The sequence below is a fragment of the Arthrobacter sp. QXT-31 genome (assembly GCF_001969265.1).
Taxonomy (GTDB): Bacteria; Actinomycetota; Actinomycetes; order Actinomycetales; family Micrococcaceae; genus Arthrobacter.
On record NZ_CP019304.1, the window covers coordinates 3,635,171 to 3,661,464 of the forward strand.

Here is a 26,294-nt window from a genome sequence, read left to right on the forward strand (position 1 = left end):
CAGGGAAAGGACGCGGCCCCGCCGCACTTGTCCTTTCCCTGGGCCTCACCTCCTCACCGCAACCAAGACTTCAGAATTTAGAGAACAAGAGAGAACAGGGACCATATGTCCAGCGAATCCTCCTTCGGCCTCATGCAGATCGGCCTCGCCACCGCGGAAGACATCCGCGGCTGGTCGTACGGCGAGGTTAAGAAGCCGGAAACCATCAACTACCGCACGCTCAAGCCCGAGAAGGACGGCCTCTTCTGCGAGAAGATCTTCGGCCCGTCCCGTGACTGGGAATGCTACTGCGGCAAGTACAAGCGCGTGCGCTTCAAGGGCATCATCTGTGAGCGGTGTGGCGTCGAGGTCACCCGCGCCAAGGTGCGCCGTGAGCGCATGGGCCACATTGAACTGGCTGCTCCCGTAACCCACATCTGGTACTTCAAGGGTGTTCCGTCCCGCCTGGGCTACCTCCTTGACCTGGCTCCGAAGGACCTCGAAAAGGTCATCTACTTCGCTGCCTACATGATCACCAGCGTTGACGAAGAGAACCGCCACGCGGAACTGCCCAACCTGCAGGTTGAGCACGACGTCGAGAAGAAGCAGCTGATCGACAACCGCGACTCCGACATCGCCGCGATCGCCCGCGACCTCGAGAACGAGCTTGCCCGTCTCGAGGGTGAGGGTGCCAAGGCTGCCGACAAGAAGAAGGCACGCGACTCCGCTGACCGCCAGATGGCGAACGTCCGCAAGCGCGCCGACGCCGAAATCGAGCGCCTCGAGCAGGTCTGGGACCGCTTCAAGAACCTCAAGGTCGCCGACCTCGAAGGTGACGAAGGCCTGTACCGCGAACTGCGCGACCGCTACGGCATGTATTTCGAAGGCTCCATGGGTGCCGAGGCCATCAAGAAGCGCCTTGAGAACTTCGACATGCAGGCCGAGTCCGACAACCTGCGCGACGTCATCGCCAACGGCAAGGGCCAGCGCAAGACCCGCGCCCTGAAGCGCCTGAAGGTGGTCAACGCATTCCTGACCACCAACAACAGCCCGCTCGGCATGGTGCTGGACGCCGTCCCGGTGATCCCGCCGGAACTGCGCCCGATGGTCCAGCTGGACGGTGGCCGCTTCGCGACCTCCGACCTCAACGACCTCTACCGCCGCGTGATCAACCGCAACAACCGACTCAAGCGACTGCTTGACCTGGGTGCTCCGGAGATCATCGTCAACAACGAGAAGCGCATGCTTCAGGAAGCCGTTGACAGCCTCTTCGACAACGGCCGCCGCGGCCGTCCGGTCACCGGACCGGGCAACCGTCCGCTGAAGTCCCTGAGCGACATGCTCAAGGGCAAGCAGGGCCGTTTCCGCCAGAACCTGCTCGGCAAGCGCGTCGACTACTCCGGCCGTTCGGTCATCGTCGTCGGCCCGCAGCTGAAGCTGCACCAGTGCGGCCTGCCCAAGCAGATGGCACTGGAGCTCTTCAAGCCATTCGTGATGAAGCGCCTGGTTGACCTCAACCACGCCCAGAACATCAAGTCGGCCAAGCGCATGGTCGAGCGTTACCGTCCGCAGGTCTGGGACGTGCTGGAAGAGATCATCACCGAACACCCGGTGCTGCTCAACCGTGCACCTACCCTGCACCGCCTCGGTATCCAGGCATTCGAGCCGCAGCTTGTTGAAGGCAAGGCCATCCAGCTTCACCCGCTGGTTTGTGGCGCGTTCAACGCTGACTTCGACGGCGACCAGATGGCAGTGCACCTGCCGCTGAGCCCCGAAGCCCAGGCTGAGGCACGCATCCTGATGCTGTCCTCCAACAACATCCTGAAGCCGTCCGACGGCCGCCCGGTGACCCTGCCTTCGCAGGATATGATCATCGGCCTCTACCACCTGACCACCAAGCGTGTGGGTTCAGCCGGTGAAGGCCGGGTCTTCGGCTCCGTGTCCGAGGCCATCATGGCCTTCGACGCACACGAGCTGCACCTGAACTCCCAGGTCAAGATCCGTCTTGAGGGCTTCGTTCCTTACGCCGGCTGGGAAGCTCCGGAAGGCTGGGAGCCGGGTCAGCCCGCACTGGTGGACACCTCCCTGGGCCAGGTCCTCTTCAACGAGACCCTGCCCGAGGACTACCCGTGGGTTGAGGCTGTTGCCGACAAGGGCGAGCTGTCCCGCATCGTCAACGACCTCGCGGAGCGCTACCCGAAGGTTGTCACGGCCGCAACGCTGGACAACCTGAAGGACGCCGGCTTCTACTGGGCCACCCGCTCGGGCGTCACCGTCGCCATCTCCGACATCGAGGTTCCGGACGCCAAGCCGGCCATCCTTGCCGGTTACGAGGAGCGCGCCGCCAAGATCCAGGGCCAGTACGACAAGGGCCTGATCGACGACGACGAGCGGCGCCAGGAACTGATCGAGATCTGGAACACGGCGACCAACGAGATCGCCCAGGTCATGCGCGACAGCCTGTCCCCGATGAACACCATCAACCGCATGGTGTCCTCCGGTGCACGTGGTAACTGGATGCAGGTCCGCCAGATCGCGGGTATCCGTGGCCTGGTGGCCAACCCGAAGGGTGAAATCATCCCGCGTCCGATCAAGTCCTCCTACCGTGAGGGCCTGTCGGTGCTGGAATACTTCATCGCAACGCACGGTGCACGTAAGGGTCTTGCCGACACCGCTCTGCGTACCGCCAACTCGGGTTACCTGACCCGTCGTCTGGTGGACGTTTCGCAGGACGTCATCGTCCGTGAAGAGGACTGCGGCACCGAGCGCGGCCTCGTCACGCCGATCGCCGTGGCTGACGCCAACGGTGAGCTGACCCTGGACGAGAACGTCGAGAACAGCGCCTACGCCCGCACGCTGGCCGTGGACGTCGTCGACGCCAAGGGCAACGTCCTGGCTCCGGCCGGCACCGACTGCGGTGACGTTGTGATCGCTGAGCTGTTCGCAGCCGGCATCACCGAGGTCAAGGTCCGCTCCGTGCTCACCTGTGAGTCCAGCGTCGGAACCTGTGCCCTGTGCTACGGCCGTTCGCTGGCCACCGGCAAGACCGTGGACATCGGTGAAGCTGTGGGCATCATCGCCGCACAGTCCATCGGTGAACCCGGTACCCAGCTGACCATGCGTACGTTCCACACCGGTGGTGCTGTTTCCGCCAGCGGTGGCGACGACATCACCCAGGGTCTGCCCCGTATCCAGGAGCTCTTCGAAGCCCGTACCCCGAAGGGTGTGGCGCCGATTGCGGAAGCAGCCGGCCGCGTCACCATCGAGGAATCCGAGCGCCAGATGCGCCTGGTGATCACTCCGGACGACGGTTCCGAAGAGATCGCCTACCCGGTCCTGCGCCGGTCGCGTCTGCTGATCGAGGACGGCCAGCACGTGTCGGTGGGCCAGAAGCTCATCAACGGTCCGGTCGACCCGAAGCAGGTCCTGCGCATCATGGGTCCGCGTGCCGCACAGAAGTTCCTCGTGGACGAAGTGCAGGGCGTGTACCGCAGCCAGGGCATTGGCATCCACGACAAGCACGTGGAAGTCATCGTCCGCCAGATGCTGCGCCGCGTCACGGTCATCGAATCCGGCGACTCCGACCTGCTCCCCGGTGAGCTGGCAGAGCGCGCCCGGTTCGAGGACGCCAACCGCCGTGTTGTATCCGAGGGCAAGACTCCGGCTTCCGGACGTCCCGAGCTCATGGGTATCACCAAGGCGTCGCTGGCCACCGAGTCCTGGCTGTCCGCAGCTTCCTTCCAGGAGACCACCCGCGTCCTCACGCAGGCGGCCATGGAAGGCAAGAGCGACCCGCTGCTCGGCCTCAAGGAGAACGTCATCATCGGTAAGCTGATCCCGGCCGGCACGGGCCTCCCGCGCTACACCGAGATCACGGTGGAGCCGACTGAAGAAGCAAAGGCCAACCTGTTCACCGGCCCGAGCGCGTTCAGCGACTTCTCCTACGACACGCTGGGCGGCGACGGAGCTCCTGAGTTCCACGCCATCCCGCTGGATGACTACGACCTGGGCAACGACTTCCGGTAAAGCCTGATCACAGGGATGGTCCCGCACCGCAAGGTGGGGGACCATCCGCGTTTAACAGCAGGAATGCCCGCCGATTAAGGCCTCAGGGCCGTTCATGCTAGACTTGAGACCAATTGTTATTGTGGCAGTGGATGAGTGCGCCCGGACCGAGCTGAAAGGCTGGACCGAGAGCGACGTTTCCGGTTTGCAGGGTTCTTGTGCAACGTATGCCACATTTTCGCATGCCTAGGGACAGTTGCGGCCGCGAGCCACAGCGTCCTTCGGATGTGATCCGACATTAAGGCTTCGCCTCAGCTGCTCTGGAGACTTCTTCAAAGCTCGGGCGGCGGGGCAAAGAAACAGGAGAGCGGCTGTCAGAGGCCGCTCCGGATAAAACGGAGAACACGAAAGTGCCTACGATTAACCAGCTGGTCCGCAAGGGCCGCACGCCGAAGGTCTCAAAGACCAAGGCTCCCGCGCTTAAGGGCAGCCCGATGCGCCGCGGTGTCTGCACCCGCGTTTACACCACCACCCCGAAGAAGCCGAACTCGGCTCTGCGTAAGGTCGCACGTGTGCGCCTCAACGGTGGCATCGAAGTTACCGCCTACATCCCCGGTGTTGGCCACAACCTCCAGGAGCACTCCATTGTGCTCGTCCGTGGTGGTCGTGTGAAGGACCTCCCCGGCGTTCGCTACAAGATCGTCCGCGGTGCCCTCGATACCCAGGGTGTCAAGAACCGTAAGCAGGCTCGTAGCCGCTACGGCGCAAAGATGGAGAAGAAGTAATATGCCTCGCAAGGGTCCGGCCCCCAAGCGGCCGCTCGTATCAGATCCCGTCTACGGCTCCCCGCTGGTCACCCAGCTGATCAACAAGGTGCTGGTTGACGGCAAGAAGTCCACCGCTGAGCGCATCGTCTACGGTGCCCTCGAAGGTGCACGCGCCAAGTCCGGCGGCGACCCCGTTGCAGCCCTCAAGAAGGCCATGGACAACGTCAAGCCGTCCCTCGAGGTCCGCTCCCGCCGTGTCGGTGGCGCCACCTACCAGGTTCCGGTTGAGGTCAAGCCGGGCCGCTCCACCGCCCTCGCCCTGCGTTGGCTGGTCGGCTACTCCAAGGCCCGCCGTGAAAAGACGATGACCGAGCGCCTCCAGAACGAAATCCTGGATGCCTCGAACGGTCTCGGTGCCGCTGTGAAGCGTCGCGAAGACACCCACAAGATGGCCGAGTCCAACAAGGCCTTCGCCCACTACCGCTGGTAAAACTTCCCGTACGCCGCCGGCTCAACCGAGCCGGCGGCGAACGCGTAGTCCATCCGAAAGGGAGACACCGTGGCACAGGACGTGCTTACAGACCTTAGTAAGGTCCGCAACATCGGCATCATGGCCCACATTGATGCCGGCAAGACCACCACCACCGAGCGCATTCTGTTCTACACAGGTGTGAACCACAAGATTGGCGAAACGCACGACGGCGCTTCGACCACTGACTGGATGGAACAGGAAAAGGAACGCGGCATCACCATCACGTCTGCCGCCGTGACCTGCTTCTGGGAAAACAACCAGATCAACATCATCGACACCCCCGGCCACGTGGACTTCACGGTTGAGGTTGAGCGCTCCCTGCGCGTCCTCGACGGTGCAGTTGCCGTCTTCGATGGCAAGGAAGGCGTTGAGCCGCAGTCTGAGACCGTTTGGCGCCAGGCTGACAAGTACAACGTTCCGCGTATCTGCTTCGTCAACAAGATGGACAAGCTCGGCGCTGACTTCTACTTCACCGTGGACACCATCATCAGCCGCCTGGGTGCCAAGCCGCTGGTCATGCAGCTGCCGATCGGTGCCGAGAACGACTTCATCGGCGTCGTGGACCTGCTCTACATGCGCGCTCTGGTGTGGCCCGGCGATGCCAAGGGTGACGTGACCATGGGTGCCAAGTACGAGATCCAGGAGATCCCGGCAGACCTGCAGGCCAAGGCCGAGGAATACCGCGCCTCCCTCGTGGAGACCGTTGCTGAGTCCTCCGAGGAACTCATGGAGAAGTACCTCGAAGGCGAAGAGCTCAGCATCGATGAGCTCAAGGCCGGCATCCGCAAGATGACCATCAACTCCGAGCTGTACCCGGTCTTCTGTGGCTCCGCCTTCAAGAACCGCGGTGTCCAGCCGATGCTTGACGCCGTCGTCGACTACCTGCCGAACCCGCTCGACGTTCCTCCGATGATCGGTCACGACCCGAAGAACGAAGAGAAGGAACTGACCCGCAAGCCGTCCGCCGAAGAGCCCTTCTCCGCTCTCGCGTTCAAGATTGCGGCCCACCCGTTCTTTGGCCAGCTCACCTTCATCCGCGTGTACTCCGGTCACGTGGAGTCCGGCGCCCAGGTGGTCAACTCCACCAAGGGCAAGAAGGAGCGCATCGGCAAGCTGTTCCAGATGCACGCCAACAAGGAAATGCCCGTCGAGGCAGCCACTGCTGGCCACATCTACGCAGCCATCGGTCTGAAGGACACCACCACTGGCGACACCCTGTGTGACTCCAGCAACCAGATCGTGCTCGAGTCCATGAGCTTCCCGGAGCCCGTGATCTCTGTTGCCATCGAGCCGAACACCAAGGGTGACCAGGAGAAGCTCTCCACGGCCATCCAGAAGCTCTCCGCTGAGGACCCGACCTTCCAGGTCTCCCTCAACGAAGACACCGGCCAGACCATCATCGCCGGCATGGGCGAGCTCCACCTGGACATCCTGGTGGACCGCATGCGCCGCGAATTCAAGGTCGAGGCCAACGTCGGCAAGCCGCAGGTTGCCTACCGCGAGACCATCAAGCGTGCCGTGGAGCGCCACGACTACACGCACAAGAAGCAGACCGGTGGTTCTGGCCAGTTCGCAAAGGTCCAGATCGCCATCGAACCGCTGGACACCGCGGAAGGCGAGCTGTACGAGTTCGAGAACAAGGTCACCGGTGGCCGTGTTCCGCGCGAGTACATCCCGTCGGTTGACGCCGGTATCCAGGATGCGCTGAACGACGGCGTCCTGGCCGGTTACCCGGTTGTCGGCATCAAGGCCACGCTGGTTGACGGCGCGTACCACGATGTTGACTCCTCGGAAATGGCGTTCAAGATCGCCGGCCGTATGGCTTTCAAGGAAGCCGCACGCAAGGCGAACCCTGTTCTGCTCGAACCGCTGATGGATGTCGAGGTCCGCACCCCTGAGGAATACATGGGTGACGTTATCGGTGACCTCAACTCCCGCCGTGGCCAGATGCAGTCCATGGAAGACGCAGCAGGTGTCAAGGTTGTCCGCGCGCACGTTCCGCTGTCCGGCATGTTCGGCTACATCGGTGACCTGCGCTCGAAGACCCAGGGCCGCGCTGTTTACTCCATGACGTTCAACAGCTACGCCGAGGTCCCGAAGGCAGTTGCCGACGAGATCATCCAGAAGTCCCGCGGCGAGTAGTCCCCAGGACTGTCCACGCGACAAGCTGCGAAAACCGGGTGCGTTTCCCCTGCGGAACACACCTAGTGCGGATGGCCGGAGCCCTTGGTTCCCGCCGGGTTCCGGCCATCAGCACGAACAGGGTCTAGGCACTAGTATTAGTTCCTGAATCTGCAATTTCATCAATCCAAAGCCCCCAGATAGACTTACTGGAGTTTCTGCCGCGATAAGCGCGGTCGAAGGTAAGCCATTTGAAAAACGTTCTAGGAGGAACCTGTGGCAAAGGCAAAGTTCGAGCGGACTAAGCCGCACGTTAACATCGGTACCATCGGTCACGTTGACCACGGTAAGACGACGTTGACGGCCGCCATTTCCAAGGTGCTGTACGACAAGTACCCGACTCTCAACGAGAAGCGTGACTTCGCGTCGATCGACTCTGCTCCGGAAGAGCGTCAGCGCGGCATTACCATCAACATCTCCCACGTTGAGTACCAGACCGAGAAGCGCCACTACGCACACGTAGACGCTCCGGGTCACGCTGACTACATCAAGAACATGATCACCGGTGCTGCCCAGATGGACGGCGCAATCCTCGTGGTTGCCGCTACTGACGGCCCGATGGCTCAGACCCGCGAGCACGTTCTGCTCGCCCGCCAGGTTGGTGTTCCCTACCTGCTGGTCGCGCTGAACAAGGCAGACATGGTTGAGGACGAGGAACTCCTCGACCTCGTCGAAATGGAAGTTCGTGAGCTCCTGAGCTCGCAGGGCTTCGACGGCGACGACGCCCCGGTTATCCGCGTTTCCGGCCTCAAGGCCCTGGAAGGCGACCCGGAGTGGGTCAAGTCCGTTGAGGACCTGATGGCTGCTGTCGACGAGTCCGTTCCGGACCCGGTTCGTGACCGCGACAAGCCGTTCCTGATGCCGATCGAAGACGTCTTCACCATCACCGGTCGTGGCACCGTTGTGACGGGCCGCGCCGAGCGCGGTACCCTCGCCATCAACTCCGAGGTCGAGATCGTCGGTATCCGCCCGGTCCAGAAGACCACCGTTACCGGTATCGAGATGTTCCACAAGCAGCTCGACGAAGCATGGGCCGGCGAGAACTGTGGCCTGCTGCTCCGCGGTCTGAAGCGCGACGACGTCGAGCGTGGCCAGGTTGTCGTCAAGCCGGGTTCCATCACCCCGCACACCGACTTCGAGGCCAACGTCTACATCCTCTCCAAGGACGAAGGCGGACGTCACAACCCGTTCTACTCGAACTACCGCCCGCAGTTCTACTTCCGTACCACGGACGTGACCGGCGTTATCACCCTGCCGGAAGGCACGGAAATGGTTATGCCCGGCGACAACACTGAGATGACCGTTGCGCTCATCCAGCCGATCGCTATGGAAGAGGGCCTCGGCTTCGCTATCCGTGAAGGCGGCCGCACCGTTGGTTCGGGACGTGTCACCAAGATCATCAAGTAACTCTTGCTGATTGCAGGCCTAACAGCCTGATCTTCGAAAACAGCCCCGCTGCTACTGGCAGCGGGGCTGTTTTTGTCTCTGCGGCTTCAGGCTGTGGACTGCGGACCGTCACTGATAGGGTTATTGCTCGCGACAGATTCGTGGCAAAGAGGGAGCATCATGGGTTGGCTTATTTTCCTGCTGGTGGTTGTCGCCGTAGTGGTGGGCGTTTTCTGGGTGAAGAAGAACTTCCGCCACGAGATTGAACGCGCCAAGCGCATCAACCGGGCCAACAAGAACCAGTAGCAGGCGTCCGCTGTCCCGGCGGCCGGCCGTCCTGCGCAGCCCGCTTTCAGACCGCGCGGGTCCGTGCCCGGCTGAGCGCCTGCAGCCAGTAGAAGGACTTCTTGGGCGTGCGCTTGAGGGTCTCGAAGTCAACATGCACCAGGCCGAAGCGCTGTGAATACCCGGCGGCCCATTCGAAGTTGTCCATGAACGTCCAGACGAAGTAGCCGAGCAGTTCCACGTCGTGCGCGATGCCGCCCGGCGCCGTCGAATTGACCGCCTGGTCCAGATGGTCCGCCAGGTAATCGATCCGTCTCGAGTCGGTGATGGGGCCGGTCACGTGTTCCGGTTCAGGAAAGCTCGCGCCGCTCTCGGTGATGTACACCGGCGGCAGGGCCGGCCCGTACCGGTCTTTGAGCTCCCGGAGCAGGATGCCCAGGTGGTCCGGTGCCACCGGCCATCCGAAGCCGGTGGTGGAATATTCCGGGAAGCCCGCCAGATGGAACGGCACCCGTGCCATAGCCTGGGCGTTGCCGGCCGGGGTGTCCGGCGGGCCCTGCCCGGCAGCCACCCGGACAGGGTAGTAGTAGTTCACCCCGTAGAAGTCGATCGGCTGGCTGATCAGGCGGAGGTCGTCGTCGGACGCCCTGGACAAGAACCTGAACCAGGGGCGGGCGGCAAGCGGCGGAGCGGGATAGCGTCCCAGGAGGATGGGATCCGCATAGACGCGGTTCAGGACAAGGTCGAAGACCTTGGCCAGCAGCCTGTCCGCCAGCCGCCTGGTGGCAGGGCGGACGGGGGAGTGCAGGTTGGTGACGCCGATGGACCCGGCCACGCCCGCTGCCCGGAGGGCCTGGACCGCGAGCCCGTGGCCGAGGAGCTGATGGTGAACTGACGGCAGCGCATTGAACAGCAGGTCGCGGCCGGGGGCATGGACCCCGAGCGCGTAGCCGTTAAGCGTGACGGAGACGGGCTCGTTGAGCGTGCCCCACTGGGCCACCCGATCACCGAGCCGCTGGGCAGCGGCCGCAGCGTACTCCGCGAAGCGCTCCGCCGTGGCCCGGTTCATCCAGCCGCCGCTGTGTTCCAGGGGCAGGGGAGTGTCCCAGTGGTACAGCGTGGCCATGGGGGAGATGCCGGCCGCCAGCAGCAGGTCCACCAGCCGGTCGTAAAAGTCCAGGCCCCGCGGGTTGGCCAGGCCACGGCCCTCGGGCTGGATGCGGGGCCACGCGATGGAGAACCGGTATGAGTCGATGCCGAGTTCGCGCATGAGGGCAACGTCCTCCGGCACCCGGTTATAGTGGTCGCAGGCCACCGCCGGGGAATGCCCGTGCAGGATGCTGCCCGGCTTCGCCGCAAAGGCATCCCACCCCGAGGGCCCGCGGCCGTCCGCCGCGAGGGCGCCCTCGATCTGGAAGGCGGCGGCAGCGACGCCCAGGGTAAAACCCGGGCGCAGGCGCCCGGCAAGGTTCTGCACTGCGTCCGCGTTGACTGCTTGATCGCCGGCGTCGGCACTCTGCACGGCCATCCACCCATCATCCAACCGGAGAAGGCGGGCGGCAATGATCCTAGGCAATGACCCTGGGCAATGACCTGGGCAATGACTGCAGGGGGCCGGCAGAAGCGCCTTTAGGGCCGATTCGCATCCTCGGACAATTTCCGGCATACTAGATGAGTTGTTCAAGCGCTTCTTCGCGTCCCGATCCGGATAATGCCGGGTGCCAGGGTCCAGGCTGAAGCCCAAACATAACCCAATCCCCCTAAGGAACTGCGGGCTCGTGCGTTTTGCACAGCGCGACACGCCCGACCGCGGGGGTCGGGTGCGCCGGCAGGTTGAGGAACCCGGATTCATCCGGATTCAGCTTGTGCGGCGGGTGGTGGTTACGACCTCAAATGCTTCGGCAGCCATACAACACGCAAGTAAACAGAGCAGCACTTACTGAAAGAGAGTCAGGCGACATGGCGGGACAAAAAATCCGCATCCGGCTGAAGTCATACGACCACGAGGTCATTGACGTTTCAGCACGGAAGATCGTTGAGACGGTCACGCGCGCAGGCGCAACGGTAGTCGGCCCGGTGCCGCTGCCGACGGAGAAGAACGTGTACTGCGTTATCCGCTCTCCGCACAAGTACAAGGACAGCCGCGAGCACTTCGAAATGCGCACGCACAAGCGTCTGATCGACATCATCGACCCCACGCCCAAGGCTGTTGACTCGCTCATGCGGCTCGACCTGCCGGCCGACGTGAACATCGAAATCAAGCTGTAGGGAGGTGCTGAGAGACTATGACCGCAACCCGTAACGTAAAGGGCCTGCTGGGCACGAAGCTCGGCATGACCCAGGTCTGGGACGAGAACAACAAGCTCATCCCCGTCACTGTTGTCCAGGCTGACTCCAACGTCATCACCCAGCTGCGCAACGCAGAGACTGATGGCTACGTCGCCGTTCAGATCGGCTACGGCCAGATCGATCCCCGCAAGGTCACCAAGCCGCTGGCTGGTCACTTTGAGAAGGCAGGCGTCACGCCTCGCCGCCACGTCGTCGAACTGCGCACTGCAGATGCTGACTCTTACGAGCTGGGCCAGGAGCTCTCCGTTGAGCTCTTCGAAGCCGGCCAGAAGATCGACGTCATCGGCACCACCAAGGGTAAGGGCTTCGCCGGTGTTATGAAGCGTCACGGCTTCTCCGGTGTTGGCGCCTCCCACGGTGCCCACAAGAACCACCGTAAGCCCGGTTCAATCGGTGGCGCATCCACCCCGAGCCGCGTCTTCAAGGGCATGAGAATGGCCGGCCGCATGGGCGCCGTTCGTCACACCACGCTGAACCTCACTGTTCACGCGGTTGACGTCGAGAAGTCGCTGCTCCTGATCAAGGGCGCCGTTCCCGGTGCCCGCGGCCAGGTCGTCTTCGTACGCACCGCCGTGAAGGGAGCCTAGTTCAATGGCTAACACTGTCAAGGTTGACCTGCCTGCAGAGATCTTCGACGTTCAGACCAACGTGCCGCTGCTGCACCAGGTCGTCGTTGCCCAGCTCGCTGCTGCTCGCCAGGGTACCCACAAGACCAAGACCCGCGCCGAGGTTTCCGGTGCAGGCCGCAAGCCGTTCAAGCAGAAGGGCACCGGCCGCGCCCGTCAGGGTTCGATCCGCGCTCCGCACATGACCGGCGGTGGCATCGTCCACGGTCCCACCCCGCGTGACTACGCCCCGCGGACCCCCAAGAAGATGATTGCTGCTGCACTGCGCGGCGCTCTCTCTGACCGCGCCCGCAACGGCCGCGTCCACGTTGTGTCTGAACTGGTTGCCGGCGACAAGCCGTCCTCCAAGGCAGCACTGGCAACCCTGCGCGGAGTTTCCGAGCGCAAGAACCTGCTGGTCGTCATCGAGCGCGCCAACGACGTTGCTGCACTGTCCGTGCGCAACCTCGCCGAAGTTCACGTCCTGTACGTGGACCAGCTGAACACCTACGACGTCCTCGTTTCCGACGACGTAGTCTTCACTCAGGCTGCCTACGAAGCATTCGTTGCTGACAAGGCTGCAAAGAACCAGGAGGATGCCAAGTGAGCGCAGCCACCATCAAGGACCCGCGCGACGTCGTGCTTGCACCCGTCGTTTCGGAAAAGAGCTACGGCCTGATCGACGAGGGCAAGTACACCTTCCTGGTGGACCCCCGGTCGAACAAGACCGAGATCAAGCTGGCCGTGGAGAAGATCTTCTCCGTCAAGGTCGAATCGATTAACACCATCAACCGTGCCGGTAAGCGCAAGCGCACCAAATTCGGATGGGGAACCCGCAAGAACACCAAGCGTGCCATTGTGACCCTCAAAGAAGGCACTATCGACATCTTCGGCGGTCCGCTCGCGTAGCGGAGACCACTTTAACGAGGAAATAAATTATGGGAATCCGTAAGTACAAGCCGACTACGCCGGGCCGTCGTGGCTCGAGCGTAGCTGACTTCACCGAAATCACGCGGTCGACGCCGGAAAAGTCGTTGGTACGTCCGCTGCCCAAGAAGGGCGGCCGTAACAACACCGGTAAGATCACCACCCGTCACAAGGGTGGCGGACACAAGCGCCAGTACCGTCTGATCGACTTCCGTCGCCACGACAAGGACGGCGTCAACGCCCGCGTTGCCGAAATCGAGTACGATCCGAACCGCACGGCTCGCATCGCCCTCCTGCACTACGTTGATGGCACCAAGCGCTACATCATCGCCCCGAACAAGCTCAACCAGGGCGACTTCGTGGAAGCCGGCGCCAATGCTGACATCAAGCCTGGCAACAACCTGCCCCTGCGCAACATCCCCGTGGGTACCGTTATCCACGCGGTTGAGCTGCGCCCGGGCGGCGGTGCCAAGATGGCCCGCTCCGCCGGTGCTTCTGTTCAGCTCGTCGCCAAGGAAGGCCGTTTCGCCCAGCTGCGTCTGCCCTCCGGCGAAATCCGCAACGTTGACGTGCGCTGCCGCGCCACGATCGGCGAGGTCGGCAACGCCGAGCAGTCGAACATCAACTGGGGTAAGGCTGGCCGTATGCGGTGGAAGGGCGTTCGCCCGACCGTCCGTGGTGTTGCCATGAACCCGGTTGACCACCCGCACGGTGGTGGTGAAGGTAAGACCTCCGGTGGTCGCCACCCGGTCAACCCGAACGGTAAGCCTGAAGGCCGCACCCGCCGCCCCAACAAAGAGAGCGACAAGCTTATTGTTCGTCGCCGTCGTACTGGCAAGAACAAGCGATAGGAGCCTGGACACATGCCACGCAGCCTGAAAAAAGGTCCTTTCGTTGACCAGCACCTCTTTGTGAAGGTCGCAAGGGAAAACGAAAAGGGCACCAAGAACGTCATCAAGACCTGGTCCCGCCGCTCGATGATCATCCCCGACATGCTCGGGCACACGATCGCCGTGCACGACGGACGCAAGCACATCCCGGTGTTTGTCACCGAGTCGATGGTCGGGCACAAGCTCGGCGAATTCGCTCCCACGCGGACATTCCGCGGCCATGTCAAGGACGACCGTAAGGGCAAGCGCCGCTAAGGCGCCTGCACTTACGTCAAAGACGAGAGAAGGAAAGCAATGGAAGCCAAGGCAATTGCGCGCCACATCCGCGTAACGCCTATGAAGGCCCGGCGCGTCGTCAACCTTGTTCGTGGAAAGCAAGCGAACGAGGCTCTGGCAATTCTGAAGTTTGCCCCGCAGGCAGCTTCGGAGCCGGTATTCAAGGTAGTTCAGTCGGCAATCTCCAACGCCCGGGTCCTCGCGGACCGCGACGGCGTGGCGTTTGACGAAGGTGACCTCATCATCAGCGAAGCGTTTGTTGATGAAGGCCCGACCATGAAGCGGTTCCAGCCGCGTGCCCAGGGTCGTGCATTTCAGATCAAGAAGCGCACCAGCCACATCACCGTGGTAGTCGCTACCCCGGAGAAAGAGGAGGCTCGCTAAGTGGGACAGAAAGTAAACCCGCACGGGTTCCGACTCGGCGTCACCACCGATCACGTATCGCACTGGTTCGCTGACAGCACCAAGTCCGGCCAGCGGTACAAGGACTTCGTTCGCGAAGACATCCGCATCCGCCAGCTCATGTCCACGGGCATGGAGCGCGCCGGCATCGCCAAGGTCGAGATCGAGCGCACTCGCGACCGCGTCCGCGTGGACATCCACACGGCACGTCCGGGCATCGTCATCGGCCGCCGCGGCGCCGAGGCCGACCGCATCCGCGGCGAGCTCGAAAAGCTCACCGGCAAGCAGGTCCAGCTGAACATCCTCGAGGTCAAGAACCCCGAGATGGAAGCCCAGCTTGTTGCCCAGGGTGTTGCCGAGCAGCTGACCTCCCGCGTGGCCTTCCGCCGCGCAATGAAGAAGGCCATGCAGTCCGCACAGCGTGCCGGTGCCAAGGGTATCCGTATCGCTTGCTCCGGCCGCCTCGGTGGCGCTGAAATGTCCCGCTCCGAGTTCTACCGCGAAGGCCGTGTGCCCCTGCACACCCTCCGCGCGAACATCGACTACGGCTTCTACGAAGCCAAGACCACCTTCGGCCGCATCGGTGTGAAGGTCTGGATCTACAAGGGCGACGTCACCTCCAAGGAACTGGCTCAGCAGGCAGCTGCTGCCCCGTCCCGCGGCCGCTCCGGCGACCGTCCGGGCCGCCCGGGTGGCGCTGACCGTGGTGACCGCCGCCGTCGCACCGAACGTCCGGCAGCCGAAGCTCCTGCAGCTGAAGCCGCTCCGGCACAGGCAGCAGAAGGAGGACAGGCTTAAATGCTTATCCCACGTCGAGTCAAGCACCGTAAGCAGCACCACCCGGGTCGTTCCGGCGCTGCCACGGGCGGCACCAAGGTTTCGTTCGGCGAGTTCGGTATCCAGGCCCTGAGCCCGGCATACGTCACGAACCGCCAGATCGAATCTGCCCGTATCGCGATGACCCGCCACATCAAGCGTGGCGGTAAGGTCTGGATCAACATCTACCCGGACCGTCCGCTGACCAAGAAGCCTGCCGAAACCCGCATGGGTTCCGGTAAGGGTTCGCCGGAATGGTGGGTCGCCAACGTCAAGCCGGGCCGGGTTCTCTTCGAACTCTCCGGTGTCAATGAAGAGGTAGCTCGCGAGGCCCTGCGCCTGGCAATCCACAAGCTGCCGTTGAAGGCACGCATTGTGCGTCGCGAAGGTGGTGAATAGAAATGGCAGTAGGGTCGAAGGATCTCGCACCCGCACAGCTGGACGGTTTCGACAGCGAGCGTCTCGTTGAAGAACTCCGCAAGTCCAAGGAAGAGCTGTTCAACCTGCGTTTCCAGTCCGCCACCGGACAGCTGGAGAACCACGGTCGCCTGCGCGCGGTAAAGAAGGACATCGCACGCATCTACACCGTTCTCCGTGAGCGCGAGCTGGGCATTCGTGCCGAGGTTGCCGCACCGGTTGTGGAAGCCAAGGAAGAAAAGAAGTCCAAGAAGTCTGCAGCGAAGAAGGCTGAAAAGCCTGCCGAGGCTGAGACCGAGGAGGACGCCAAGTGAGTGAAAAGGACGAGAACGTGACGGAAACTGCTACGGCAGCTACGGCTGAGCAGCGCGGTTACCGTAAGACGCGTCGCGGCTACGTGGTCTCTGACAAGATGGACAAGACCATCGTTGTTCAGGTTGAAGACCGCGTGAAGCACGCCCTGTACGGCAAGGTCATCCGCCGCACCTCCAAGGTCAAGGCACACGACGAGCAGAACACCGCCGGCATCGGCGACCTGGTTGTCATCGCCGAGACCCGGCCGCTGTCCGCCACCAAGAACTGGCGGCTCGTGGAAATCCTCGAAAAGGCCAAGTAATACCTGCGGCCCTGGCTGCACGGAAACCCCCGTTCCCCTTGGGAACGGGGGTTTCCCCCTTTAAGCGGGGGAGCGGCCTAAGCGGCGGAAGAGGCCGACGGCGGGACGAACGCCGGCAGCACATGTCGCCGTCGTACGTTGCGGGGGAGCCCTGACTGGTGATATGGAGCTGCGCCCAAACTGTGCTAAGATTTTGAGTTTGTATGGCGCCTCTTGTGTGCCGACAGCAAACCTCGTAAACAATCGTGCCACGGCATAGTGCCCCCTTGCGCCTTCACGGGCTTGGGAAGCAACTGTTTGTGGCACGGGCGTTTAGGCCTGGTCTGGCAAAATCCAGTCAGGTCCAGAGACACCCCGATCAACCGTTCCGCAAGGCTCATTCCGTAGCAAAATTTTCGGTCTGAGAACCGGCGCGACGCAAGGAGTAAATAGTGATTCAGCAGGAGTCGCGACTGAAGGTCGCCGACAACACGGGTGCTAAGGAAATCCTTACCATTCGCGTTCTCGGTGGATCCGGCCGTCGCTACGCAGGCATCGGCGACGTCATCGTCGCCACCGTCAAGGATGCAATCCCGGGCGGCAACGTAAAGAAGGGCGACGTCGTCAAGGCTGTCATCGTCCGTACCAAGAAGGAACGCCGCCGTGCGGATGGTTCCTACATCAAGTTTGACGAGAACGCAGCCGTCATCTTGAAGAACGACGGTGACCCCCGCGGCACCCGTATCTTCGGACCGGTTGGTCGTGAACTCCGTGACAAGAAGTTCATGAAGATCGTTTCTCTGGCTCCGGAGGTGCTCTAGTCCATGGCTAAGATCAAGAAGGGTGACCTGGTTCAGGTCATCACTGGCGCCAAGGCTGAGCGCGGCGGCGACCGTGGCAAGCAGGGCAAGGTCCTGCGCGTGTTCCCGGACACCAACCGCGTGCTGGTTGAGGGTATCAACCGCGTTACCAAGCACACCAAGGTCGGTCAGTCGCAGCGCGGCACCAAGACCGGCGGTATCGAGGTCGTCGAGGCTCCGATCCACGTTTCCAACGTGGCTCTGGTTGACCCGTCCACCAAGAAGCCGACCCGCGTTGGTTTCCGCCTCGACACCGTAGAGAAGGACGGCGTTAAGAAGACCGTCCGCATCCGCGTGGCCAAGAGCTCCGGGAAGGACATCTAATGACTGAGACTCTCGAGACTCCGGCAACGAAGATCGTTCCTCGTCTGAAGACCAAGTACGCCGATTCCATCAAGAGCGCGCTTCTTGAGGAATTCAAGTACGAGAACGTGAACCAGGTTCCCCGTCTGGTCAAGGTTGTTGTGAACATGGGTGTTGGAGATGCCGCCAAGGACTCCAAGCTGATCGACGGCGCTGTCCGCGACCTCACCCAGATCACCGGCCAGAAGCCGCAGGTCACCAAGGCCCGCAAGTCGATCGCCCAGTTCAAGCTGCGCGAAGGCATGCCCATCGGTGCGCACGCTACCCTCCGTGGCGACCGCATGTGGGAATTCGTGGACCGCCTGGTCACCCTGGCCCTGCCCCGTATCCGCGACTTCCGCGGCCTCAGCGGCAAGCAGTTCGATGGCAACGGCAACTACACCTTCGGTCTGACCGAACAGGTTATGTTCCACGAAATCGACCAGGACAAGATCGACCGCGTCCGCGGTATGGACATCACGGTTGTGACCACCGCCAAGACCGACGACGAAGGCCGCGCGCTGCTCAAGGCGCTGGGTTTCCCGTTCAAGACCGAAGCTTAATTAACTACGTAAAAGGTCCGGCCGCTCTGATCCTCCGGGGACAGAACGGCGGAAACCGTTACGAGGAAGGGCAAGAGCCCAAATGACTATGACAGATCCTGTCGCAGATATGCTTACGCGCCTGCGTAACGCAAACTCGGCATACCACGACTCCGTGTCTATGCCTTACAGCAAGCTCAAGGCTCGCGTTGCTGACATCCTCAAGGCCGAAGGTTTCATCGCCGGCTGGAAGGAAGAGGACGCTGAAGTCGGCAAGAAGCTGACCCTCGAGCTCAAGTTCGGTCCGAACCGCGAGCGTTCCATCGCTGGCGTCCGCCGCATCTCCAAGCCGGGTCTCCGCGTTTACGCGAAGTCCACCAACCTGCCTCACGTGCTGGGTGGCCTGGGTATCGCAATCCTGTCCACCTCTTCCGGCCTCCTGACTGACAAGCAGGCCGGCAAGAAGGGCGTGGGCGGCGAAGTCCTCGCATACGTCTGGTAACGGGAAAGGAAGAGAATAATGTCACGTATTGGACGTCTCCCCATCACCGTTCCTGCCGGCGTTGAGGTCAAGGTTGACGGCTCTGTCGTCAGCGTCAAGGGTTCCAAGGGCGAACTGAGCCACACTGTGGCCAGCCCGATCGAGGTTGCCCTGGAAGACAACACCCTGACCGTTACCCGCCCGAACGACGAGCGCGCCTCCCGTTCGCTCCACGGCCTGACCCGCACCCTGATCGCCAACATGATCCAGGGCGTCACCGCAGGCTACGAGAAGAAGCTTGAAATCGTTGGTACCGGTTACCGCGTTCAGGCCAAGGGTTCTGACCTTGAGTTCGCTCTCGGCTTCAGTCACCCGGTCAACGTCTCGGCTCCGGCCGGCATCACCTTTGCAGTAGAGGGACCGACCAAGCTCTCTGTCTCAGGCATCAACAAGCAGCAGGTCGGCGAGGTTGCTGCCAACATTCGCAAGCTGCGCAAGCCTGACCCGTACAAGGGCAAGGGCATCCGCTACGCCGGCGAAGTCATCCGCCGCAAGGTCGGAAAGGCTGGTAAGTAACCATGGCCATCGCCATTAACAAGAAGCGTACGAACAAGAGCAAGTCTGCTTCCCGCAGCCGCCGCCAGCTTCGTATCCGCAAGCGCATCTCCGGTACGGCTGTACGTCCTCGCCTGGTCGTCAACCGTTCCGCACGCCACGTATTTGTCCAGGTTGTCGACGACACCATTGGCCAGACCGTAGCAAGCGCGTCCACTCTGGAAGCTGACCTTCGTGCATTCGATGGTGACAAGACCGCCAAGGCCAAGCGCGTTGGCGAGCTCGTTGCCGAGCGTGCCAAGGCTGCCGGCGTCGAGGCTGTTGTCTTCGACCGTGGTGGTAACAAGTACCACGGCCGGATCGCCGCCGTCGCTGACGGTGCACGCGAAGGTGGGCTGTCACTGTGACCGAAGCAAACAAGGAAAAGGACACTGTGTCTGCAGAAGAGAAGGCGACCGAAGCCGCAGCTGCTGAGACCACTGCCCCCGCCACCGAGGACCGCCGTGGTGGCGCCCGTCGCGGCGAGCGTGGCGACCGTGGCCAGGGCCGCGGCGACCGCGGTGGCCGTGGCGGCCGCGACGGCGGACGTGAAGCCGAGAAGAACCAGTTCGTAGAGCGCGTTGTTACCATCAACCGCGTTTCCAAGGTCGTCAAGGGTGGTCGTCGCTTCAGCTTCACCGCACTCGTCGTCGTTGGTGACGGTAACGGTCTGGTCGGCGTCGGCTACGGCAAGGCCAAGGAAGTTCCCGCTGCTATCGCCAAGGGCGTTGAAGAGGCCAAGAAGTCCTTCTTCCGCGTTCCCCGCGTTGGCAACACCATCCCGCACCGCGTTCAGGGTGAAGCGGCCGCTGGTGTCGTAATGCTGCGTCCGGCTTCCGCCGGTACCGGTGTTATCGCCGGTGGTCCGGTCCGTGCAGTACTGGAGTGCGTGGGCATCCACGACATCCTCTCCAAGTCGCTCGGTTCCTCCAACGCCATCAACATCGTTCACGCGACCGTTGATGCACTGAAGCGTCTCGAAGAGCCGGCATCTGTGGCAGCACGCCGCAACCTGCCGCTGGACGAGGTTGCTCCGGCCGCCCTGGTGCGTTCGCTGATGAACCAGAAGGCAGGTGTCTAAGTCATGGCGAAGAACCTGACTCCCTCCGACGCCAAGTTGGAGATCACCCAGATCAAGGGCGTCATTGGCGCCAAGCAGAACCAGCGCGACACCCTGCGGTCCCTCGGCCTGAAGCGGATCGGACACACCGTTGTCCGCACCGCCGACGCCGTGACCGTTGGAATGCTCAACACGGTTCCGCACCTCGTGAATGTTGAGGAGGCGAAGTAATGGCAGAGAAGAACACCGCCGAGACCGCTGCTGAGAAGCAGAGCGCTCTGAAGGTTCACCACCTGCGTCCCGCCCCCGGTGCCAAGACCGCCAAGACCCGTGTTGGTCGTGGTGAGGCTTCCAAGGGTAAGACCGCCGGTCGCGGTACCAAGGGTACGAAGGCCCGCTACCAGGTGAAGGCTGGCTTTGCCGGCGGCCAGCTGCCGCTGCACATGCGCCTGCCGAAGCTGCGCGGCTTCAAGAACCCGTTCCGGGTTGAGTTCCAGGTTGTGAACCTGGAGAAGCTCAACGAGCTGTTCCCGGAAGGTGGCACCGTCACCGTGGAGGACCTGGTTGCAAAGGGTGCTGTTCGCAAGAACCAGCCCGTGAAGGTGCTTGGCACCGGCGACATCACCGTCAAGGTTGACGTCACCGCCCACGCCTTCTCAGCCAGCGCTTCTGAGAAGATCGCTGCAGCCGGCGGCAGCACCACCGCGCTCTAGGGGATTTACTCCCGGAGCCGGTGGGCAATAGCCTGCTGCGCAAACTCCCGGCACGGGGGCCCAGGCCCCTGTGCCGGGAGTTTTTCCATACCCATTGGGTCGTCCGGATTGTTCGCATGCCGCAAACACCGGTTAGACTCGGTTGTTGGGTTTATAGACCTGCATCACGAGACTCATTAACTACTGAGGAGGACGCTTGCTAAGCGCATTCGGCCGGGCGTTTCGAACGCCTGATCTGCGACGCAAGTTGTTGTTCACGCTGGGAATCATCACAATCTTCCGCTTGGGAGCTTTCATCCCCTCGCCTGGTGTGAACTACCAGAATGTCCAGCAATGCTTGTCGACCGGGCAGACCCAGGGCGGGATCTACCAGCTCGTCAATCTTTTCAGCGGCGGTGCGTTGCTGCAGGTCTCCATCTTCGCCCTGGGAATCATGCCGTACATCACGGCGAGCATCATTGTGCAGCTGCTGCGTGTGGTCATCCCGCGTTTCCAGCAGCTCTATGAAGAGGGCGCCTCCGGGCAGTCCAAGCTCACGCAGTACACGCGGTATCTGACCATCGCCCTTGGCCTGCTGAACGCCACGACGCTGGTGTCGCTGGCGCGCTCCGGCCAGCTGTTGCCCGGCTGCAACCTGCCGATCATCCCGGACCAGAGTGTCATCACCACGATCCTCATCATCATCACGCTGACTGCCGGCACCGGCCTCATCATGTGGATGGGTGAGCTCGTGACTGAGAAGGGCGTCGGCAACGGCATGTCGCTGCTGATCTTCACGGCCATCGCTGCCGGCTTCCCCACCTCGCTGGGCGCCATCTGGTCCGCACAGGGTCCGGGCACGTTCTTCATCGTGCTGGCCATCGGCCTGCTCACCGTTGCCCTGGTGGTCTTCGTGGAGCAGTCCCAGCGCCGCATCCCAGTGCAGTACGCCAAGCGGATGATCGGACGCCGCACCGTGGGCGGCACCAGCACGTACATCCCCATCAAGGTGAACATGGCCGGCGTCATTCCCGTCATCTTTGCCTCCTCGATGCTCTACCTGCCGGCGCTGATCTCGCAGTTCAACCAGCCGAAGGCGGGGGAGACGATCCAGCCGTGGGTTGAGTGGATCAACAACAACCTGACCCGCGGGGACCACCCCATCTACATGGCGCTGTACTTCGCCATGATTGTGTTCTTTACCTACTTCTACGTCGCGATCACCTTCAACCCTGAAGAGGTCAGCGACAACATGAAGAAATACGGCGGCTTCATTCCGGGTATCCGTGCCGGCAAGCCGACCGCGGATTACCTGCAGTACGTCCTGTCGCGCATCACGCTGCCCGGCGCCATCTACCTTGGCTTCGTGGCACTGATCCCGCTGGTGGCGCTCGTGCTGATCAACGCAAACCAGAACTTCCCGTTCGGTGGCACCTCGATCCTGATCATGGTGGGCGTTGGCCTGGAAACCGTCAAGCAAATTGACGCGCAGCTACAGCAGCGTCACTACGAAGGGCTATTGCGATGACCAGAATGTTGATTATCGGACCACCGGGTTCGGGCAAGGGCACGCAGGCGGAACGCATCTCTGAACGCCTCGGCGTTGTTGCGATCTCCACCGGCGACATCTTCCGCGCCAACGTCAAGGGCGAGACGCCGCTCGGCGTCGAGGCCAAGAAGTACATGGACAACGGGGATTTCGTTCCGGACAGCGTGACCAACAAGATGGTGCGCGACCGCCTCAGCGAGGCCGACGTCGAAGACGGCTTCCTCCTGGACGGCTACCCGCGCACCACTGCCCAGGTTGACTACCTGGACCAGATCCTGGCCAACGGCGACCAGAAGCTGGACGTCGTCCTGCAGCTCACCGCCGATGACGAGGAACTCGTGCACCGCCTGCTGGGCCGCGCAAAGGAAACCGGCCGCAGTGACGACAATGAAGCCGTCATCCGCCACCGCCTGGACCTCTACCACGAGCAGACCGAGGCTGTTGTGGCCAAGTATGCCGAACGCGGCATCCTGACCCAGGTGGACGGCATCGGCCAGATCGACGAGGTCACCGACCGCGTGATGCAGGCCATCAAGGAAGCTCAGGCCGCCTGATATCAGTTCCAACGCTGCGAGGCTCCTCCCGGACCATTGGGGAGGGGCCTCCGGCTTTTAGCCCCGCAGTTTTTGGTCCCAGCCCGGCAGCTTGCCGGGCAGGGGCCCATTGAGAGGAAGCACCGCTGATGGCATTCGGCCAGCCACGGATTGAATACAAGACCAACGCCCAGATGCGCACCATGCATGAGGCCGGGCTCGTCCTGAGCCGCGCGCTCGACGCCGCCGTGGCCGCAGCAGCCCCGGGCGTCACGACCCGGCAGCTCGACGAGGTCTTCGCGGCGGTGCTGCTGGAAGCGGGCGCCAAGTCCAACTTCCTGGGCTACCATGGGTTCCCCGCCAGCATCTGCACGTCCGTCAACGAGGAAGTGGTGCACGGCATCCCGGGCGAGAAGGTCCTGCAGGACGGGGACATCATCTCCATCGACGGCGGCGCGATCGTCAACGGCTGGCACTCCGACTCCGCCCGGACCGTCATCGTGGGAACACCGGACCCGGAGGACCAGCGTCTCTCCGACGTCACCGAGGCCGCCATGTGGCACGGCATCGCCGGCCTGGCCAACGGCAAGTTCGTTGGCGACATCGGCGCGGCCATTGACGACTATGTCTCCTCGGTGCCGGGCAAGCCCCTCGGCATCCTCGAAGACTACGTCGGCCACGGCATCGGCTCGGAGATGCACATGGCCCCCGACGTGCTGAACTACCGCACCAGCCACCGCGGCCCGAAGATCCGGCCTGGCCTGTGCCTGGCGATCGAGCCGATGCTGGTGCGGGGCGGCATCGAGACGGCGGTTCTGGAGGACGACTGGACAGTGGTCACCACCGACGGCAAGCGCTCATGCCAGTGGGAGCACTCTGTGGCCGTGCACGAGAAGGGCATCTGGGTCCTCTCGGCGCCTGACGGTGGCGCCGAGAAGCTCGCGCCCCTCGGCGTGGTGCCGGTCCCGATCCCCAACTGACGACGCTCATCTAACGCTGCGACGCGCTGAATCCCTGGCGACACCGGAATTCCCGTGTCGCCAGGGATTTTGCGCGTCACGGAGAACTTTCTGCATCCCAATGTTGGGGTACCGGGGCAGAATGGGGCCATGGAAGCGACTGAGGAGAGCCGGGCGCAGGGCAAGATCACCGACGTGCCCGGGATCCGGGTGGGACACCAGCAGAAGTCCGACGGCGGGTGGCTGAGCGGCGTGACCGTGGTCCTGCCCCCTGCGGGGACAGTGGGTTCGGTGGACGTGCGCGGGGGAGGGCCCGGCACCCATGAGACCGACGCGCTCGACCCCACGACGCTGGTGTCCACGGTGGACGCCGTGGTCCTTACCGGTGGCAGCGCCTACGGGCTGGTGACCGCGCACGGCGCCCAGCGCTGGTGCGAGGAGCAGGGCCGGGGCTTCGCCGTCACTGGCGGGGTGGTGCCCATCGTTCCCGCCGCCGCCATCTTCGACCTCGGCCGCGGCGGCGACTTCAACGCCCGCCCGGACGCGGAGATGGGTTACGCGGCAGCCGCAGTGGCCGGCTCACAGGCGGAGGGGCACGAGGTCGAATGCGGCAGCGTGGGGGCCGGCACCGGAGCGGTCATGGGACGCGGGAAGTATAAAGGGGGAGTCGGGACAGCATCCGTCACCCTGGAGAACGGGGTGGTGGTCGGGGCGCTGGCTGTAGTGAACGCCGTGGGCCTGCCGCTGGTTGGGCCTGCTGAAACCCAGACCGGAGATTTCGCCGCGTTCAATCAGCGGGATCTATCCGCCCCGACCTTCAACACAACCCTGGTGGTCGTCGCCACGGACGCGGTGCTGGATGCGGCCGAGGGCAAGCGCACCGCCTCGGCTGCGCATGCCGGCCTGGCCCGGGCGCTGAATCCGAGCCACACCCTGGCCGACGGGGACACGGTGTTCTGCCTCGCTACCGGAGCCCGGGAGCTGGACAGGAGTACGGAAGCCGCCCGGCAGATAAGTCTCATTACCCTGCAGAGTGCGGCAGCCGACGTCGTACGTTTGGCCATCCTGGACGGGGTCAGCAGCGCGCAGCCGGTGACGACTCCTGCGGGCGAATTTGGTGCATACCCGGGCAATGTGCGCTAACATGGCTGGATTTAACTTTCCGGGCTGAATGCCGTAGAGTTGCATGTTGGTTGTCTGCCCTGCCACGCCCAATTGCGGGCCGGAGGGCGACGGTCAATCAAATCAAAAACGTCCGCAGTAATGTCCGGCGCCTGCCGGAGGTCTGCGGCAAACAACAGTTAGCGGAGGATATGGCCAAGAAGGACGGGGTCATTGAGATCGAGGGCGTAGTGACTGAGGCGCTGCCCAACGCGATGTTTCGTGTTGAGCTCACCAACAAGCACGTCGTCCTGGCACACATCTCTGGAAAGATGCGCCAGCACTACATCAGGATTCTCCCTGAGGACCGCGTAGTGGTGGAGCTGAGCCCTTACGACCTGACACGTGGTCGTATCGTCTACCGCTACAAGTAAACGTTGGACGGCCAGGGCAGCAGCCTGAGGCCGGTTCATCGGACCAACTGCTATCACGCAAAGGAACGCCATGAAGGTCAAGCCGAGCGTCAAGCAGATCTGCGAAAAGTGCAAAGTGATCCGCCGTAACGGCCGGGTCATGGTGATCTGCGAGAACCCGCGCCACAAGCAGCGCCAGGGCTAATTCCCTTTCGGGAACCCCTGGGTTGCTAACCCACGCAAGTAAATAAAGGCAGCACAAGCTGAACTGGGACGTATGGGCCTGGACAGCTAACCCCCGGTCGGAGGCTGGGGCCGCACTGAAAGTGCGGGTGTACTGCCTACGACCTCCGGTTTATCAAGGAGTACCGCCACTATGGCTCGTCTCGCTGGCGTAGACATTCCCCGCGAAAAGCGGCTGGAAATTGCGCTTACTTACATCTACGGCGTGGGCAAGACCCGTGCACACGAAACCCTGGCTGCCACCGGCATCAGCGCTGACGTTCGGGTCAAGGACCTGACGGACGCGCAGCTGGTCGAGCTGCGTGACTACATTGAAGGCAACTACAAGGTTGAGGGTGACCTTCGCCGCGAAGTGGCAGCAGACATCCGCCGCAAGGTTGAGATCGGCAGCTACGAAGGCCTGCGTCACCGCAAGGGCCTGCCCGTACGCGGTCAGCGTACGAAGACCAACGCTCGTACCCGCAAGGGCCCGAAGCGCACCGTCGCCGGCAAGAAGAAGGCCCGCTAAACACA

34 protein-coding genes are annotated in these 26,294 nt (G+C 62.8%); 33 read left to right on the forward strand and 1 reads right to left on the reverse strand.

The window, feature by feature from the left end; genetic code table 11:
* Positions 1–105 precede the first annotated feature (105 nt).
* The 6 genes from BWQ92_RS16475 to BWQ92_RS24495 all read left to right on the forward strand — a co-directional run bounded on the left by BWQ92_RS16475 (position 106) and on the right by BWQ92_RS24495 (position 9,156).
* Positions 106–4,005, forward strand: a complete 3,900-nt coding sequence (locus tag BWQ92_RS16475; RefSeq protein ID WP_076801212.1) for a DNA-directed RNA polymerase subunit beta' — start codon at positions 106–108, stop codon at positions 4,003–4,005.
* A 389-nt stretch (positions 4,006–4,394) separates the two neighbouring features.
* The gene (gene rpsL, locus BWQ92_RS16480; protein WP_003803830.1) at positions 4,395–4,769 is read left to right on the forward strand and encodes a 30S ribosomal protein S12; all 375 of its coding nucleotides are present in this window, start codon (positions 4,395–4,397) and stop codon (positions 4,767–4,769) included.
* 1 nt (position 4,770) lies between these two features.
* Positions 4,771–5,241 (forward strand): 30S ribosomal protein S7, encoded by a 471-nt coding sequence (rpsG, locus tag BWQ92_RS16485; RefSeq protein WP_003803829.1) that lies wholly within the window; start codon positions 4,771–4,773, stop codon positions 5,239–5,241.
* A 69-nt stretch (positions 5,242–5,310) separates the two neighbouring features.
* A complete protein-coding gene (fusA, locus tag BWQ92_RS16490; RefSeq protein ID WP_076801214.1) occupies positions 5,311–7,425 on the forward strand; it encodes an elongation factor G in 2,115 nt (704 codons plus the stop codon).
* A gap of 255 nt (positions 7,426–7,680) precedes the next feature.
* The gene (gene tuf / locus BWQ92_RS16495) at positions 7,681–8,871 is read left to right on the forward strand and encodes an elongation factor Tu (RefSeq protein ID WP_076801216.1); all 1,191 of its coding nucleotides are present in this window, start codon (positions 7,681–7,683) and stop codon (positions 8,869–8,871) included.
* 159 nt (positions 8,872–9,030) lie between these two features.
* Positions 9,031–9,156 (forward strand): hypothetical protein, encoded by a 126-nt coding sequence (locus tag BWQ92_RS24495; protein WP_257787652.1) that lies wholly within the window; start codon positions 9,031–9,033, stop codon positions 9,154–9,156.
* A 46-nt stretch (positions 9,157–9,202) separates the two neighbouring features.
* Here the strand turns inward: BWQ92_RS24495 and BWQ92_RS16500 are convergent, their stop codons facing one another.
* A complete protein-coding gene (locus BWQ92_RS16500; RefSeq protein WP_076801218.1) occupies positions 9,203–10,663 on the reverse strand; it encodes a GH1 family beta-glucosidase in 1,461 nt (486 codons plus the stop codon).
* Between the two features lie 431 nt (positions 10,664–11,094).
* Here BWQ92_RS16500 and rpsJ point away from each other — a divergent pair, with 431 nt between their 5' ends.
* The 27 genes from rpsJ to rpsM all read left to right on the forward strand — a co-directional run bounded on the left by rpsJ (position 11,095) and on the right by rpsM (position 26,289).
* Positions 11,095–11,403: a 30S ribosomal protein S10 gene (rpsJ, locus tag BWQ92_RS16505; RefSeq protein WP_003803825.1), complete on the forward strand. Its 309-nt coding sequence runs from the start codon at positions 11,095–11,097 to the stop codon at positions 11,401–11,403.
* Positions 11,404–11,420: 17 nt separating this feature from the next.
* Positions 11,421–12,071, forward strand: a complete 651-nt coding sequence (rplC, locus tag BWQ92_RS16510; RefSeq protein WP_076801220.1) for a 50S ribosomal protein L3 — start codon at positions 11,421–11,423, stop codon at positions 12,069–12,071.
* A 4-nt stretch (positions 12,072–12,075) separates the two neighbouring features.
* Positions 12,076–12,696, forward strand: a complete 621-nt coding sequence (gene rplD, locus BWQ92_RS16515; RefSeq protein WP_076801222.1) for a 50S ribosomal protein L4 — start codon at positions 12,076–12,078, stop codon at positions 12,694–12,696.
* Positions 12,693–12,998: a 50S ribosomal protein L23 gene (gene rplW / locus BWQ92_RS16520; RefSeq protein WP_011692807.1), complete on the forward strand. Its 306-nt coding sequence runs from the start codon at positions 12,693–12,695 to the stop codon at positions 12,996–12,998. Before rplD ends, rplW begins: the two co-directional genes overlap by 4 nt.
* 29 nt (positions 12,999–13,027) lie before the next feature.
* Entirely contained in the window at positions 13,028–13,867 is an 840-nt protein-coding gene (gene rplB / locus BWQ92_RS16525) for a 50S ribosomal protein L2 (RefSeq protein ID WP_076801223.1), read from the forward strand.
* A 12-nt stretch (positions 13,868–13,879) separates the two neighbouring features.
* The gene (rpsS, locus tag BWQ92_RS16530) at positions 13,880–14,161 is read left to right on the forward strand and encodes a 30S ribosomal protein S19 (protein WP_003803803.1); all 282 of its coding nucleotides are present in this window, start codon (positions 13,880–13,882) and stop codon (positions 14,159–14,161) included.
* 39 nt (positions 14,162–14,200) lie between these two features.
* Positions 14,201–14,566, forward strand: coding sequence for a 50S ribosomal protein L22 (gene rplV / locus BWQ92_RS16535; RefSeq protein WP_003803798.1), 366 nt, complete (start codon positions 14,201–14,203; stop codon positions 14,564–14,566).
* Positions 14,567–15,382 (forward strand): 30S ribosomal protein S3, encoded by an 816-nt coding sequence (gene rpsC / locus BWQ92_RS16540; RefSeq protein ID WP_076801226.1) that lies wholly within the window; start codon positions 14,567–14,569, stop codon positions 15,380–15,382.
* Positions 15,383–15,799: a 50S ribosomal protein L16 gene (rplP, locus tag BWQ92_RS16545; protein WP_076801229.1), complete on the forward strand. Its 417-nt coding sequence runs from the start codon at positions 15,383–15,385 to the stop codon at positions 15,797–15,799. It begins immediately after the preceding gene.
* A 2-nt stretch (positions 15,800–15,801) separates the two neighbouring features.
* A complete protein-coding gene (gene rpmC / locus BWQ92_RS24525; RefSeq protein ID WP_076801232.1) occupies positions 15,802–16,131 on the forward strand; it encodes a 50S ribosomal protein L29 in 330 nt (109 codons plus the stop codon).
* Entirely contained in the window at positions 16,128–16,433 is a 306-nt protein-coding gene (rpsQ, locus tag BWQ92_RS16555) for a 30S ribosomal protein S17 (protein WP_076801234.1), read from the forward strand. Before rpmC ends, rpsQ begins: the two co-directional genes overlap by 4 nt.
* Before the next feature lie 431 nt (positions 16,434–16,864).
* Positions 16,865–17,233, forward strand: coding sequence for a 50S ribosomal protein L14 (gene rplN / locus BWQ92_RS16560; RefSeq protein ID WP_003803789.1), 369 nt, complete (start codon positions 16,865–16,867; stop codon positions 17,231–17,233).
* Positions 17,234–17,236: 3 nt separating this feature from the next.
* Positions 17,237–17,596 carry a 50S ribosomal protein L24 gene (gene rplX, locus BWQ92_RS16565; protein ID WP_003803770.1) on the forward strand — a complete coding sequence of 120 codons (360 nt, stop codon included), beginning with the start codon at positions 17,237–17,239 and terminating at the stop codon, positions 17,594–17,596.
* On the forward strand, positions 17,596–18,177 hold the full coding sequence (rplE, locus tag BWQ92_RS16570) for a 50S ribosomal protein L5 (protein ID WP_076801236.1): 582 nt from the start codon (positions 17,596–17,598) through the stop codon (positions 18,175–18,177). Before rplX ends, rplE begins: the two co-directional genes overlap by 1 nt.
* Before the next feature lie 82 nt (positions 18,178–18,259).
* Complete coding sequence (gene rpsH, locus BWQ92_RS16575; protein ID WP_018769139.1) at positions 18,260–18,658, forward strand: 30S ribosomal protein S8; 399 nt, start codon at positions 18,260–18,262, stop codon at positions 18,656–18,658.
* An 18-nt stretch (positions 18,659–18,676) separates the two neighbouring features.
* On the forward strand, positions 18,677–19,213 hold the full coding sequence (gene rplF / locus BWQ92_RS16580; RefSeq protein WP_009358294.1) for a 50S ribosomal protein L6: 537 nt from the start codon (positions 18,677–18,679) through the stop codon (positions 19,211–19,213).
* A 2-nt stretch (positions 19,214–19,215) separates the two neighbouring features.
* Positions 19,216–19,599 (forward strand): 50S ribosomal protein L18, encoded by a 384-nt coding sequence (rplR, locus tag BWQ92_RS16585; RefSeq protein ID WP_003803763.1) that lies wholly within the window; start codon positions 19,216–19,218, stop codon positions 19,597–19,599.
* On the forward strand, positions 19,596–20,312 hold the full coding sequence (gene rpsE / locus BWQ92_RS16590; protein ID WP_076801238.1) for a 30S ribosomal protein S5: 717 nt from the start codon (positions 19,596–19,598) through the stop codon (positions 20,310–20,312). The genes rplR and rpsE overlap by 4 nt, the downstream gene beginning before the upstream one ends.
* A 3-nt stretch (positions 20,313–20,315) precedes the next feature.
* Positions 20,316–20,522 (forward strand): 50S ribosomal protein L30, encoded by a 207-nt coding sequence (gene rpmD, locus BWQ92_RS16595; RefSeq protein WP_003803757.1) that lies wholly within the window; start codon positions 20,316–20,318, stop codon positions 20,520–20,522.
* Positions 20,522–21,004 carry a 50S ribosomal protein L15 gene (gene rplO, locus BWQ92_RS16600; RefSeq protein WP_076801240.1) on the forward strand — a complete coding sequence of 161 codons (483 nt, stop codon included), beginning with the start codon at positions 20,522–20,524 and terminating at the stop codon, positions 21,002–21,004. Before rpmD ends, rplO begins: the two co-directional genes overlap by 1 nt.
* 196 nt (positions 21,005–21,200) lie before the next feature.
* The gene (gene secY, locus BWQ92_RS16605; RefSeq protein WP_076801242.1) at positions 21,201–22,511 is read left to right on the forward strand and encodes a preprotein translocase subunit SecY; all 1,311 of its coding nucleotides are present in this window, start codon (positions 21,201–21,203) and stop codon (positions 22,509–22,511) included.
* Positions 22,512–22,516: 5 nt separating this feature from the next.
* A complete protein-coding gene (locus BWQ92_RS16610) occupies positions 22,517–23,086 on the forward strand; it encodes an adenylate kinase (protein WP_172804361.1) in 570 nt (189 codons plus the stop codon).
* Between the two features lie 128 nt (positions 23,087–23,214).
* The gene (gene map / locus BWQ92_RS16615) at positions 23,215–24,045 is read left to right on the forward strand and encodes a type I methionyl aminopeptidase (protein WP_076801246.1); all 831 of its coding nucleotides are present in this window, start codon (positions 23,215–23,217) and stop codon (positions 24,043–24,045) included.
* Positions 24,046–24,174: 129 nt separating this feature from the next.
* The gene (locus BWQ92_RS16620; RefSeq protein ID WP_076801248.1) at positions 24,175–25,167 is read left to right on the forward strand and encodes a P1 family peptidase; all 993 of its coding nucleotides are present in this window, start codon (positions 24,175–24,177) and stop codon (positions 25,165–25,167) included.
* Positions 25,168–25,337: 170 nt separating this feature from the next.
* Positions 25,338–25,559 (forward strand): translation initiation factor IF-1, encoded by a 222-nt coding sequence (gene infA, locus BWQ92_RS16625; RefSeq protein ID WP_011775571.1) that lies wholly within the window; start codon positions 25,338–25,340, stop codon positions 25,557–25,559.
* A gap of 70 nt (positions 25,560–25,629) precedes the next feature.
* A complete protein-coding gene (rpmJ, locus tag BWQ92_RS16630; RefSeq protein ID WP_009358722.1) occupies positions 25,630–25,743 on the forward strand; it encodes a 50S ribosomal protein L36 in 114 nt (37 codons plus the stop codon).
* A gap of 171 nt (positions 25,744–25,914) precedes the next feature.
* Complete coding sequence (gene rpsM, locus BWQ92_RS16635; RefSeq protein ID WP_003803743.1) at positions 25,915–26,289, forward strand: 30S ribosomal protein S13; 375 nt, start codon at positions 25,915–25,917, stop codon at positions 26,287–26,289.
* Positions 26,290–26,294: the final 5 nt, after the last annotated feature.

Coding starts and splice junctions, on each gene's coding strand:
- BWQ92_RS16620 (WP_076801248.1), top strand. CDS start 24,175: ATGGAAGCGACTGAGGAGAGCCGGGCGCAGGGCAAGATCACCGACGTG.
- BWQ92_RS16475 (WP_076801212.1), top strand. CDS start 106: ATGTCCAGCGAATCCTCCTTCGGCCTCATGCAGATCGGCCTCGCCACC.
- rpsG (WP_003803829.1), top strand. CDS start 4,771: ATGCCTCGCAAGGGTCCGGCCCCCAAGCGGCCGCTCGTATCAGATCCC.
- rplE (WP_076801236.1), top strand. CDS start 17,596: ATGACTGAGACTCTCGAGACTCCGGCAACGAAGATCGTTCCTCGTCTG.
- rplB (WP_076801223.1), top strand. CDS start 13,028: ATGGGAATCCGTAAGTACAAGCCGACTACGCCGGGCCGTCGTGGCTCG.
- rpsH (WP_018769139.1), top strand. CDS start 18,260: ATGACTATGACAGATCCTGTCGCAGATATGCTTACGCGCCTGCGTAAC.
- BWQ92_RS24495 (WP_257787652.1), top strand. CDS start 9,031: ATGGGTTGGCTTATTTTCCTGCTGGTGGTTGTCGCCGTAGTGGTGGGC.
- rpmC (WP_076801232.1), top strand. CDS start 15,802: ATGGCAGTAGGGTCGAAGGATCTCGCACCCGCACAGCTGGACGGTTTC.
- rpmJ (WP_009358722.1), top strand. CDS start 25,630: ATGAAGGTCAAGCCGAGCGTCAAGCAGATCTGCGAAAAGTGCAAAGTG.
- rpsM (WP_003803743.1), top strand. CDS start 25,915: ATGGCTCGTCTCGCTGGCGTAGACATTCCCCGCGAAAAGCGGCTGGAA.
- BWQ92_RS16610 (WP_172804361.1), top strand. CDS start 22,517: ATGTTGATTATCGGACCACCGGGTTCGGGCAAGGGCACGCAGGCGGAA.
- map (WP_076801246.1), top strand. CDS start 23,215: ATGGCATTCGGCCAGCCACGGATTGAATACAAGACCAACGCCCAGATG.
- rplO (WP_076801240.1), top strand. CDS start 20,522: ATGGCAGAGAAGAACACCGCCGAGACCGCTGCTGAGAAGCAGAGCGCT.
- rpsS (WP_003803803.1), top strand. CDS start 13,880: ATGCCACGCAGCCTGAAAAAAGGTCCTTTCGTTGACCAGCACCTCTTT.
- BWQ92_RS16500 (WP_076801218.1), bottom strand. CDS start 10,663: ATGGCCGTGCAGAGTGCCGACGCCGGCGATCAAGCAGTCAACGCGGAC.
- rplC (WP_076801220.1), top strand. CDS start 11,421: ATGACCGCAACCCGTAACGTAAAGGGCCTGCTGGGCACGAAGCTCGGC.
- rpmD (WP_003803757.1), top strand. CDS start 20,316: ATGGCGAAGAACCTGACTCCCTCCGACGCCAAGTTGGAGATCACCCAG.
- rpsJ (WP_003803825.1), top strand. CDS start 11,095: ATGGCGGGACAAAAAATCCGCATCCGGCTGAAGTCATACGACCACGAG.
- rplV (WP_003803798.1), top strand. CDS start 14,201: ATGGAAGCCAAGGCAATTGCGCGCCACATCCGCGTAACGCCTATGAAG.
- rplF (WP_009358294.1), top strand. CDS start 18,677: ATGTCACGTATTGGACGTCTCCCCATCACCGTTCCTGCCGGCGTTGAG.
- rplX (WP_003803770.1), top strand. CDS start 17,237: ATGGCTAAGATCAAGAAGGGTGACCTGGTTCAGGTCATCACTGGCGCC.
- infA (WP_011775571.1), top strand. CDS start 25,338: ATGGCCAAGAAGGACGGGGTCATTGAGATCGAGGGCGTAGTGACTGAG.
- rplD (WP_076801222.1), top strand. CDS start 12,076: ATGGCTAACACTGTCAAGGTTGACCTGCCTGCAGAGATCTTCGACGTT.
- rplP (WP_076801229.1), top strand. CDS start 15,383: ATGCTTATCCCACGTCGAGTCAAGCACCGTAAGCAGCACCACCCGGGT.
- rplR (WP_003803763.1), top strand. CDS start 19,216: ATGGCCATCGCCATTAACAAGAAGCGTACGAACAAGAGCAAGTCTGCT.